Source organism: Staphylococcus sp. HMSC068G11, assembly GCF_001815825.1.
GTDB classification, from domain to species: domain Bacteria; phylum Bacillota; class Bacilli; order Staphylococcales; family Staphylococcaceae; genus Staphylococcus; species Staphylococcus epidermidis.
In genome coordinates, this window is sequence record NZ_KV822100.1 from 38739 (window position 1) to 51147 (window position 12409).

The window sequence follows — 12409 nt, forward strand, 5'->3', positions numbered from 1 at the left end:
ATCCACTCTAAACGCTTAACGTGCGCCATCCGACTTTTAATTAAAAGTACCTCTTCTTGCGTTCAAATTTTTAAATTACTAAGTACAATCTTACAGCCAAGGATTGTATTTCTACGCATTAAATGCTACCTACTTCATTTAAAATTTCAAGAATCATATCGGTTTTATTTATAAAGTTCAACAATAATAATAACGATTTTTAGAATAATTTGCAAGGTCTAGGATGAGAAATATTGTTTTAGACCATCAACAATAGCTTGTTCAACCACCTGTCTATGTAATTGATCATTAATCATAGATTCGTCAGTAGGGTTACTTATATAGCCTAACTCTAACAGTACTGCTGGTATATCTGTCTGTCTCAACACTTGATAATTTTGTTGTCTAGAACCTCGATTTGTCAATAATGCCTTCTTTTGAATTGCAGAATTTAAAGTTTGTGCAAGTGATTCTTGCTTGTCTTTAAACCAATAAACAGTTACTCCATTGGCATTTGAAGAATCAAGCGCATCATTATGTATACTAATAAATGCGTCACCCTTTATATTTCTATCATCCAGGGACACATATTTATCATTGGAACGAGTCATTTTTACATGAGCACCTTCCTTGTTTAATAACTTTTTCAATTCTTTAGCAGTTTTAAGCGTGTAATTTTTTTCGAGACTTTTAGATGGCGTACTACTTGAGGCACCCTGGTCACTTCCACCGTGACCAGGGTCAAGTACAATTGTTTTTCCTTTTAGAGGGTTTGACGAAAGTGATTGATCAGCAGGAATGTTCAAATTCGTGTACCAACCAGCAACCCAGCCTTTCTCAGTGCCAGCGTGGTTTTGAACTTCAATCCATTTCCCTTTTCGATCTATTTTCTTAAAACTTTCGCCTTTTTCTATTTTATAAATAACAGGATAGGCAGCATTAGGTCCTGTTCTTAACTCAGCATTCTCAGTTATAGTAATTTGACCTGTATCTTCATCACTTAAATTAACAAACATAAAAAGTAATATTAAAAATATAATAAAAATTACAATTACTGCGAGCGTAAGTCGATTTTTTAGACCATGTTTAGTTAGCCATGAATCTATTTTCTTCATATTATTTTCCCATCCTGCGATTCATAAATCAATGTGACAGGTCCATCGTTATGAATTTCAACATTCATATGTGTTCCAAACTCACCTGTTTTGACACTTAAACCATAATTCTCTAATTCTTTATTAAATTTTTGATATAAGTCTTTAGCTTGTTCTGGAGGTTTAGAATTTGAGAATCCAGGTCTATTCCCCTTTTTAACATCAGCGTATATAGTAAATTGGGAAACTGAAAGAATTTCTCCTTCGACTTGTTGAATATTTAAATTCAATTTGTCATTTTCATCTTCAAAGAGACGTGCATGAGCAATCTTTCTTGCGATGACTTTTACATCCTCTTCGGTAGAACTTTGACCTACTCCTACAAGTAAACAATACCCTTTATTAATTTGGTTATCAATTGTATCATTCGTAACTCTAGCATTTTTAACTCTTTGTACAATTATCTTCATTTCTTTTGCACCTCTAGTTCCAAACTCTAGATACTGTATAAACGTCACCTAGTTGTTTAATTTTTTCAACGACACGGTACACATCATTGACATTTTTTACCATCACGCTAATATTAATTACAGCATTTTTATCAATGTCTGAACGCCCAGAAACTTTAATCAAGCTTCCAGCAGTAGAATTCACAGCTTGTAATACTTCGTTGAGCAAGCCATTTCTATCATATGCAGTAACCTCTAAATCGACTTGATATTGTTGTGTTGAATCTTTAGATTTTACCCACTCTACCGAAATCAATCGATCTGTTTCATTTTTTATATTTGGACAATCTGTACGATGAACTTTAATCCCGTGTCCTTTAGTGATATAACCAACAATATCATCACCTGGTATAGGATTACAACATTTTGATAACTTGATTAAGACGTTTTCTAATCCCTCAACGTATACACCACTGTCTGTGGTAATATCTTTTTTTATAGGTACAGATTTTGTAACTTCCTGCGCCTCATTTAATGCCTTTTGTTTATCTAATATTCTTTGTCGTTCAGTTAATTTATTGACGATTTGTATTGATGTAACACCACCGAATCCAACAGCTGCGTACAAATCTTCATCATTTGCAAAATGATATTTTTCATTAACGACTTCTAAATTTTTCTCAGTTAAAATATCCTCAACACGGAATCCTTGTTCTTTAATCTCCGCTTCTACCATAAATTTACCTTTTTCTATATTAGAAGAACGATCTTGTTTTTTAAAGAAACTTTTGATTTTACTTTTAGCACTAGAAGATTTTACAATTTTCAACCAGTCTCTACTTGGACCGTAAGAGTGTTTACTTGTACGAATCTCTATAATATCACCAGTTTGTAGAACATAATCTATAGGTACGATTTTACCATTAACCTTAGCCCCAATCATTTTATTTCCTACTTCACTGTGTATTGCATAAGCAAAATCAATTGGTACTGCACCATAAGGTAACTCTATAACATCACTAGCTGGTGTAAATGCATATACCTTATCGCTCTGTAAATCATATTTTAAGGATTCCATAAATTCTTGCGCATCTGCAGAAGTATGGTCAGTTTCAGCAAGTTCTTTTAACCAATTAAGCTTATTTTGAAAATCCTGTGTTTTTTGATTAACTGTCTTACCTTCTTTATAAGCCCAATGTGCAGCAACACCATGTTCAGCGATTTCATGCATTTCGTGTGTTCGAATTTGTATTTCTAAAGGGTCGCCATTGGGTCCAACTACAGTGGTATGTAGTGATTGATACATATTTTGTTTAGGCATAGCTATATAATCTTTAAAACGTCCAGGCATTGGTTTCCATAATGTATGAACTAAACCAAGCGTCGCATAACAATCGTTTATCGAATTAACTATAATACGTATAGCAAGCAAATCAAATATTTGATCAAATTGCTTTTTTTGTTTAATCATTTTGCGATATATACTGTAAATATGTTTTGGTCTACCGTTAATTTCGCCCGAAAGATTCATTTTAGTCATTTCGTTTTTAATTTTATTGATTGCATTTGTAATGTAAGCTTCGCGTTCACTACGTTTTTTCTTCATAAGATTAACGATGCGGAAATATTGGACACTGTCAATATATCTCAGCGCTGTATCTTCAAGTTCCCACTTTATCGTGTTGATTCCAAGTCGATGTGCTAGCGGAGCATAGATTTCTAAGGTTTCCTTAGAGATTCTTACCTGCTTCTCTCTTGGCATTGCCTTTAAAGTTCTCATATTATGAAGCCGATCTGCTAACTTCACTAAAATTACACGTACATCTTTAGCAATAGCAATAAATAGTTTACGATGGTTTTCTGCTTGTTGTTCTTCCTTAGAACGATACTTAACCTTTTTAAGTTTAGTTACCCCGTCTACGATTCGTGCAATTTCTTCATTAAACATATCTTTAACATCTTCAAATGTATAAGAAGTATCTTCAATCACATCATGTAGAAATCCAGCGACAATAGTGGGTCCGTCTAAACGCATCTCTGTTAAAATCCCTGCAACTTGAATAGGATGCATAATATATGGTAAGCCATTTTTTCTAAATTGACCCTTATGTGCCTCATAAGCTATATGATAACTTTTGAGAACATATTCATATTCACTTGTTGATAAATATGATTTAGCTTTATAAAGCACCTCATCCGCGCTATATGGATACTCGTTATTCACTTTAATGACACCCCACTCAATTCATTACTTTCGTTTAGTACTCATGTTGCAAAGATGTTTAACATACCACATGAAAGTACTTATTCATTGTTATTGTATTCATTTTACCATAAATCATTTATAGCTTAAGAAAGTAGAAAGGTTCTACATATATCAAATTATCATGTTCAACTATATAATTGAAACTCATTTATTAATTTTCTAAATAATAGTTTCATGATACTACAATATGACTTACAAATAAATAAATGATGTTAAACTTTAATCACACATTTAAATTTACATTTAAGTTGTCGGTTCCAATTAAAAAATTAAAACACATAATTTTATTTAATATCGATTTAAAACAATGTCCAATTATAAATAGAGATGAATACTTAGCTGATGTTCATAGCAGTTATAAAATAAACTAATATAAAATTGATAATCATTTTAATACATTAAGCTTTTCAAAAAGATTAATGAGCCTGATATTATTTTTTCAGGCTCATAAAAATCTAAATTTTATTATTTTTATTCATCATATGAAATCAAACTCATCACATCATAATCTTTTATTTTATCAATTCCATTCAAATATTTAAGTTCAATAATAAACGCAATACCTACAACTATACCACCTAATTGTTCAACAAGTTTTATTGCAGCTTCAATTGTTCCACCTGTAGCTAGTAAATCATCAGTAATTAAAACTCGTTGTCCAGGTTTAATCGCATCTTTATGCATAGTTAATACGTTAGTTCCATATTCTAAATTATATTCATAACGAATAACTTCTCGAGGTAGTTTTCCTTCTTTACGTACTGGAGCAAAACCAATACCCATTGAGTAAGCAACTGGACACCCTATTATAAACCCTCTGGCTTCAGGACCAACTACTATATCTATATTTTTTTCTTTTGCATATTCAACAATTTGATCCGTAGCATAGCCATAAGCTTCACCATTATCCATTATAGTTGTTATATCCTTAAAGCTTACACCTGCTGAAGGCCAATCTTTTACTTCTGAAACATATTGTTTTAAATCCATTGTTTTTCCTCCTGAAAGCTATGTTAACTTTGATATTATCCATTCTTTTATATTTAAAAAATCATCATAGAGAAGGCGTTCTTCTACTTCCATACGTGCTTGTCTCATTTGGTAAATACGACTATTTTCTATATCTTGTTTATTTGGCGTCGGATTTATCTTAATCAATCCCTTTTCGTCGTAAATAAACTCCAATTCTTTAAAGACTTTAAGCATGAATGTTAATATTTCGGGCTTAATATTTAAGTACTCACAAAGCAACATACCTTCTTTAATTAAGTCAGTTTCTTTTTTGTTTATTAAAGCTTTGTAACACTTTTTAAAAAGCGACTTGCTAGGGATACCTTCAAAATATATTGACTTATCATGCTGCAGAACTAAATATAGTTGAGAAATTTGTGAATGTTCTAAAGTTTGTTCAATTTCAACCATAGTATTAGGTAAGTCTCTAAACACTATTTTATCATAAGGTCTATCAATAGCCTCACCATAATGATAGTAATGTGAATTGCTTTTTTTGAGTTTCGGATGAATGACATAGGCAACATTTGATTCAGTTTCTTTAAATTGTATATTTTTACGTTTACTACGATAATCCAAAATTTGTAATTGGTCTATAGCAATATCTTTGATGATAAATTGAGGTGTTTGATTACCATTCCATTCATTAATTTGCAATGTTCCTATTATATGAATCGGTTGACCTGCTTCGAGTTCACTTGCTAAATGTCCATGATTCCAAAATAAAGCAGTTAAACCTGAATGACCAAGCGTTAACTTAAGATGTTTATTATCCTGTCCGATTCCTTTTGTTGACTTGACAATTAAATCTCTAACCATAAAAAGAGGACTATTAAAGTCCGTACCAAAAGGCCTTAATTGAAATATATCTTTAATATTTTTAATGTTAATTTCTGTTTCTTCAAGTTGCGCATCCACCTTTATTGAAGGCTCTAATGAAGTGGTAACTGTAAGTTCCTTCATCCACACATTTAGCTCTTTATGTAAACGTTCAATATTATCGATAGGCATCGTCATTCCTGCAGCCATGTGATGACCACCAAACTTATCAATTAACTGTTGATGATCATTTAAAATATCAAACATGGAAACTTGTTCAATCGACCTCGCAGAACCCTTGGCATGATTTTGATTTTTATCAATATTTAAAATTAATGTTGGTAATGCATATGTTTCTACAATTTTAGATGCAACAATACCTAATACACCCTCATGCCAACCCTCTTTGGCAAGTAAAAGAAACAAATGTCCTTGTTTGATTTGTTCCTCTGCTAATATCAATGCTTCATCAGTAATTTTAGATACTATATCTTTACGTTCTTGATTAAAATGTTCAACTTGTTCAGCTAAAAATTCCGCCTCTTCAAATTCATCGGACAATAAAAGTTCAGCAGCTAATGATGCATCTTCTAGTCTACCAACAGCATTTAATCGAGGTCCAATAATAAAACCAATCGTTTCTTCTGTTATTTCATCATTAAAACCCGCTTGATTTAAGATAGCCTTTATGGACGAGGGTGTATGACTGTTTAATATCTTTAATCCTTGCTTTACAATATATCTATTCTCATCTGTTAATGATACTAAATCTGCAATCGTACCTATGGCAGCTAATGCTATGAAATGTTGAGGTGGATGCTTTATCAATCCTTGGGCCAATTTATAAGCAACACCCGCACCACATAAATATTTAAAAGGATATTCAAAATTAGGATGCATCGGATGTACAATTGCAAAAGCATCAGGTAAAGTTTCTCCTATTTCATGATGATCTGTCACTATAACATCTACACCTAATTCTTGTATGGTACTTATTTCATGATGTCCTTGTATACCATTATCTACAGTTATTATTAAGGAGATCCCTTCGTCATAAGCATTTTTAAATGCTAATTCATTAGGTCCATATCCTTCTGTAAATCTATTGGGAATATACCACCCCACCTGAGCGCCAAGTAGACGTAAAGTAGACACTAGAATTGTAGTAGATGTAACACCATCTGCATCATAGTCACCATATACTAGTATTCGTTCATTATGATCGATAGCTAATTTAATGCGATCAATCGCTTTTTGCATATCACTTAATAACATATAATCATGACTAATGTTAGTGTCTTTAAATAGATTTTGAATCTCCTGATTATCCACAATATTTTTACTCTCTAATACCTTTTTTACTATGGGTGAAAGTTTAAATTGATCACTACTACTCTCACTTATAAAGGTGTCGGGTTGAGTTATATCCCAATTATATTTTGATTTAATCATTATAATCGTCCTCATTTCCACAGGTCATTATACCGAAATTTTAATGAAATAAAAAGTACTTGCATTTTTTAAAAGAATATAAAGTTACAATTCTTCACAAAACTTTTATCGTTCAGTTTTTTCATTAACTGCTAACTTAATGATTAAACGCTAATACATGAAATCAAGCCAACCAAAGTAGATAATTCACCTTGGTTGGCTTGTAAACTTTTAAAATTATAAAAATGTGAAGAAGTTAAACTAAGATTTTTTCATCGTTAGATTTCTTCTCTTTGTGCACTATTAATTTATTATTTTTTGTCTTTTTAAACTGTCGTTTCTTAAACATGCCCCATAATGGTACAGCAATGAAAATTGATGAGAATACACCAGATAATAATCCAATTAGCAATGCTAAAGAGAAGTTAAATATTGTTGGTGCACCTAAAATTAAAATTGAAACTACCACTACAACTACAGTTAACACTGTATTAATAGAACGTGTCATAGTTTGTCTAATAGAGCGGTTGACTATATCATCAATTTGATCAGTATGCGTAATGACTTTAACTTTATGCAGATTTTCTCGAACACGGTCGAAAGTTACGATTGTATCATTGATTGAATAACCAACGATAGTTAATACTGCTGCAATAAACGTTAAATCTACTTCTATTCTAAACAAACTAAAGATTGCAATGATGATAAATACATCATGTAATAATGCAAGTACAGAAGATAGACCCATACGCCATTCAAATCTTAGTGAAACATAGATAATAATACCTATAGAAGCAAGTATTAATGCAGTTACAGCATTTTTAGCAAGTTCTTGGCCAATGAGAGGTGAAACGGTATTAATTTGTGGATTATCTCCAAATTCAGATTTTACCTTAGCACTTAATTTATTGTCTTCCTCACGTGATAAATCTTTTTTAAACTGAACTGTGGCATTTTTATTTCCACTACCATTAATCTGTATTTGATCTGGTTCTAATCCAGCTGATTTTACAGTTTTCTCAACCTGTGCTTGTGTTATAGCATTTTTAGATTGAATATCTGCTCTTGTTCCGGATGAGAAATCAATACCTAAGTTTAATTTAAATATCGAAATGATAATCAATCCAATAATTACAATTAAAATACTAAGTGAAATAAGTGGCTTAGCTAATTTAACAAAGTTTAACTTTTCATATGATGTTTTTAAATCATGTACATCTTTACCTTCATTAATATCATGTCTATTCTTCTTCTTAATACCAAATAACCAGTATTGTTTTTTAAAGAAGTTTGAAGATACCAGTAATGATAACAACCCTCTTGATAAGAATACTGCGGTTACAAATATCATTAAGATACCTAAGAGTAACATCGTTGCGAAGCCTTTGACTGAACTTTCTCCAAAGAAGAAAAGCACAGCCGCAGCAATGACAGTTGTTAAATTGGAATCAAATATAGTTAAGAATGAACTTTTATTTGCTTTAGAATACGCTTGTTTAAGCGTGCGTCCAATTCTTAGTTCATCTTTAATACGTTCATACATAATGATATTGGCATCGACAGCCATACCTACACCTAAAACTAATGCCGCCAATCCAGGTAGAGTTAATACACCTGATATGAAATTGAATGCGACTAAAGTTAAATAAATATAAGTGGTTAGCGCAATGATTGCAACTAAACCAGGCAAACGATAGAAACCAAGCATAAATAAATAAATTAATGCTATACCTACAATTGATGCAAACATGGTCTTATCTAAAGCATCTTGACCAAATTGTGCACCAACAGAGTTAGAGTAAATTTCTTTTAAATCAACTGGTAATGAGCCGGCATTTAATAACTCAGCTATTTGTTTCGCTTCTTCAACACCTTTTTTACCATTGAAGCCACCTGAAATTTCAACACTACTAGAATTAATAGGTTGGTCTACACTCGCTGCAGATATAAATTTAGGCTTTTTACCTTCTTGTTGCTTTTTAGCTTCTTTCTTGTAACTATCGCCTTTTTCGAAATCTAACCAAACTACCATAACATTGTCACGTTTTTTAGAAATCTTTTCAGTTACTTTCTTAAATTTATCTTTACTTTTTACTTTAAATGTAACTGTTGGTTGATTAGTTTCTTGTTTAAATTCTTGTTTAGCAGAGCCTTGTTTAATGTCTGAACCAGACATTAAAACATGATCTTCAGCATCTCTAATTGTTAAATTAGCTTGTGTCGATAATAATTTACGCGCTTGTGCTTGATCCTTAATACCTGCTAATTGTACACGAATTCGATTAGGATCTTCGATTTGTATTTTCGGTTCTGATACACCTAGAACATTTACACGATTTTCTAATGTTTGAGATGTAGCCTGAAGTGCTTTTTTATCAATTTTATCTCCTTTATTTAAAGGATCTACTTGGAAGAGGACTTCAAAACCACCTTGCAAATCTAGACCTAAATTAACATTTTTAACTACATTCTTATACGTCATACCCATTCCAGTGAATAGTAGAGCTACGAGGAGTATGAATGCAATTATTCTACTCGTTTTCTTCACATGAACACCTCATTATTTACTTATGTATCTAGAATACTCGATGAATAAATTATCGTGCAAGTTAAAATGATATTACGTTCACTTTAACGGACTTACTTATATTAACATACTCATAGAAATAGTGAAATTATTGTCTAAAAATGCAACAAATTTATAATATTTTTTCTATTTAAACAATGCTAAAAAAACCTGAGACAGAAATTGTCCCAGGCATTCTTAACATTATAATAATCAATACAGAAGTTAAAATGAATTTATCTTATTCATTTAAGACTAAAATACCATTACAGTAGAAAGATAAAATATTCCATAAGCTATTTATCCCCTACATTTAGGTATCAATCTGTATTTATGAAGGGTCTACTTGTTTTATAGCTGGTTTTTCAAAAGTCATTTCTGTTCCATTACTATTTACAGTAATGATTACAGAAGTTTCATCTACAGCTTTAATAGTTCCTTTAATACCACCGATTGTAGTAATCCTTTGACCCGCTTCTACACGGTTAATCATTGCACGATGTTCTTTTGCACGTTTTTGTTGTGGTCTTATTAATAAGAAATACATTACAACCAATAATAAAATTGGTATAATCAATGAAGTTAATTCCATTTTAGTTACTCCTCTTTAAAAGTTTTTAGGTTTTTCTACATTTAATCCATATTGTTCAAAGAATTCATCTTTAAAATCTAAAAGACGGTCTTCTCGAATGGCTTGTCTAATATCTTCCATTAATTTTAGCAGAAAATGTAAATTATGAATAGTAGTAAGACGGATACCAAAAGTCTCTTCCGCTTTAACTAGATGTCTAATATAAGCTCTTGTGTAATGTTGACATGTATAACAGTCACATTTTTCATCAAGTGGTCTTAAATCATCTGCATATTTAGCGTTTTTAACAACTAATCGGCCATTTGATGTCATACAAGTACCATTTCTAGCAATTCTAGTAGGCAATACACAATCAAACATATCCATACCCCTAATGCTACATTCAATCAAAGCATCAGGAGAACCTACTCCCATTAAATATCTAGGTTTATCTTTCGGCATAAATTGTTCTGTATGTTCAACCATGTCATACATAACAGGTTTTGGCTCACCTACAGACAGCCCTCCTATTGCATACCCTGGAAAATCAAGATTGACAAGTTCTTTAGCACTTTGTTCTCTTAAGTCTTTGTATTCTCCACCTTGAATAATGCCGAACAGTGCTTGATCTTCAGGGCGTTGATGTGCTTTTAAACATCTGGCTGCCCATCGAGTTGTACGTTCGATTGAATCTTTGACGTACTCATATTCAGCTGGCATTGGTGGACATTCATCAAATGCCATCATAATATCAGAACCTAAATCATTCTGTATTTGCATAGACTTTTCAGGACTCAAAAATAGTTTTGAGCCATTAGTATGATGTCTAAATTCTACACCTTCTTCAGAAATTTTACGCAAATTACTTAAACTAAATACTTGGAAACCACCAGAATCTGTTAAAATTGGACCGTCCCAATTCATGAATTTGTGTAATCCCCCAGCGTGCTTGATAATATCATTTCCTGGTTGTAACCACAAATGATATGTGTTTCCTAATATAATCTTTGCTTCTATGTCTCTTAATTCTTCCGGGCTCATTGTTTTAACTGTTGCTTTTGTCCCAACCGGCATAAACATTGGTGTTTCAAAAGATCCATGCGGTGTATGTACAATTCCTAATCTGGCACCGGATTGTTTACATGTTTTTATATGCTCATATGTCACTGCAGGCATATGTTAAACCTCACATTCTTTTATATAATTAACATTGCATCTCCAAAGCTAAAGAATCGATACTCCATTTCAACAGCTTTATGATAAGCATTTAAAATATATTTTTTACTGCTAAATGCTGAAACTAGCATGACTAACGTTGATTTGGGTAAGTGGAAATTAGTAATTAACCCATCTATCGCTTTAAACTCAAAGCCAGGATAAATAAAGATATCAGTCCATCCACTTGTAGCAACAAATTGAGGATGATCACGACGTATCGTTTCTAATGTACGCGTTGATGTTGTCCCAACTGATATCACACGCTTACCATTTTCTTTTGTTTGATTTAATAAATCAGCCGTTTCTTGTGTCATTTGATAATACTCACTATGCATTTCGTGATCATCGATATTATCAACACTTACGGGTCTAAAGGTTCCTAATCCAACATGTAATGTAATAAAGGCAATATGAACCCCTTTTTGTTCAATTTTATTTAATAAATCATCAGTAAAATGTAAACCTGCTGTTGGTGCAGCTGCTGATCCACTCTCTTTAGCATAAACCGTTTGATACCTATCAGGATCATCTAATCTTTCTTTAATATATGGAGGTAATGGCATCTCACCTAATTCATCTAAGCGTTCTTGAAGTATACCCTCATAATGTAGACGCATAATACGCCCGCCCTGTTCGAGTTCCTCAATACACTCAGCAACGATTTTACCATCTCCAAAATTTAGACGATGACCTTTTTTAATTCTCTTTGCAGGTTTAAGTAAAACTTCCCAATCATTACCTTCAATTTGGGTGAGCATTAGCATTTCAACTTTAGCACCAGTTTCTTCTTTTAGGCCAAATAATCTAGCAGGCATAACACGTGTATCATTAAGAACTAATGTATCACCTGGCTCAAAATAATGGATGACATCTCTAAAATGTAAGTGTGTCATCTCACCAGTATCTTTTCTAAGAACTAACAATCTACTTTGGTCTCTGTTTTTTAGTGGTGTTTGTGCAATGAGAGACTCTGGCAAATGATAATCGAAATCTTCGATATTCAAA

General features: G+C 32.2%; 9 protein-coding genes. All 9 read right to left on the reverse strand.

What is annotated here, in order from left to right:
- Positions 1-218 precede the first annotated feature (218 nt).
- The 9 genes from HMPREF3058_RS10590 to queA all read right to left on the reverse strand — a co-directional run bounded on the left by HMPREF3058_RS10590 (position 219) and on the right by queA (position 12408).
- Positions 219-1094 (reverse strand): N-acetylmuramoyl-L-alanine amidase family protein, encoded by an 876-nt coding sequence (locus HMPREF3058_RS10590; RefSeq protein WP_002491154.1) that lies wholly within the window; start codon positions 1092-1094, stop codon positions 219-221.
- Positions 1091-1543: a D-aminoacyl-tRNA deacylase gene (dtd, locus tag HMPREF3058_RS10595; RefSeq protein WP_002487472.1), complete on the reverse strand. Its 453-nt coding sequence runs from the start codon at positions 1541-1543 to the stop codon at positions 1091-1093. Before dtd ends, HMPREF3058_RS10590 begins: the two co-directional genes overlap by 4 nt.
- 13 nt (positions 1544-1556) lie before the next feature.
- Positions 1557-3746 carry a RelA/SpoT family protein gene (locus HMPREF3058_RS10600; protein ID WP_001832683.1) on the reverse strand — a complete coding sequence of 730 codons (2190 nt, stop codon included), beginning with the start codon at positions 3744-3746 and terminating at the stop codon, positions 1557-1559.
- 513 nt (positions 3747-4259) lie between these two features.
- Positions 4260-4778 carry an adenine phosphoribosyltransferase gene (locus HMPREF3058_RS10605; protein ID WP_001832698.1) on the reverse strand — a complete coding sequence of 173 codons (519 nt, stop codon included), beginning with the start codon at positions 4776-4778 and terminating at the stop codon, positions 4260-4262.
- Between the two features lie 18 nt (positions 4779-4796).
- Entirely contained in the window at positions 4797-7070 is a 2274-nt protein-coding gene (gene recJ, locus HMPREF3058_RS10610) for a single-stranded-DNA-specific exonuclease RecJ (protein WP_002491147.1), read from the reverse strand.
- 235 nt (positions 7071-7305) lie between these two features.
- On the reverse strand, positions 7306-9597 hold the full coding sequence (gene secDF / locus HMPREF3058_RS10615; RefSeq protein ID WP_002499443.1) for a protein translocase subunit SecDF: 2292 nt from the start codon (positions 9595-9597) through the stop codon (positions 7306-7308).
- Positions 9598-9946: 349 nt separating this feature from the next.
- Entirely contained in the window at positions 9947-10207 is a 261-nt protein-coding gene (yajC, locus tag HMPREF3058_RS10620; RefSeq protein WP_002446618.1) for a preprotein translocase subunit YajC, read from the reverse strand.
- A gap of 15 nt (positions 10208-10222) precedes the next feature.
- Positions 10223-11362, reverse strand: coding sequence for a tRNA guanosine(34) transglycosylase Tgt (tgt, locus tag HMPREF3058_RS10625; protein WP_002491135.1), 1140 nt, complete (start codon positions 11360-11362; stop codon positions 10223-10225).
- Positions 11363-11382: 20 nt separating this feature from the next.
- The gene (gene queA / locus HMPREF3058_RS10630) at positions 11383-12408 is read right to left on the reverse strand and encodes a tRNA preQ1(34) S-adenosylmethionine ribosyltransferase-isomerase QueA (RefSeq protein WP_002487446.1); all 1026 of its coding nucleotides are present in this window, start codon (positions 12406-12408) and stop codon (positions 11383-11385) included.
- Position 12409 lies beyond the last annotated feature (1 nt).

Coding starts and splice junctions, on each gene's coding strand:
- HMPREF3058_RS10590 (WP_002491154.1), bottom strand. CDS start 1,094: ATGAAGAAAATAGATTCATGGCTAACTAAACATGGTCTAAAAAATCGA.
- dtd (WP_002487472.1), bottom strand. CDS start 1,543: ATGAAGATAATTGTACAAAGAGTTAAAAATGCTAGAGTTACGAATGAT.
- HMPREF3058_RS10605 (WP_001832698.1), bottom strand. CDS start 4,778: ATGGATTTAAAACAATATGTTTCAGAAGTAAAAGATTGGCCTTCAGCA.
- recJ (WP_002491147.1), bottom strand. CDS start 7,070: ATGATTAAATCAAAATATAATTGGGATATAACTCAACCCGACACCTTT.
- yajC (WP_002446618.1), bottom strand. CDS start 10,207: ATGGAATTAACTTCATTGATTATACCAATTTTATTATTGGTTGTAATG.
- tgt (WP_002491135.1), bottom strand. CDS start 11,362: ATGCCTGCAGTGACATATGAGCATATAAAAACATGTAAACAATCCGGT.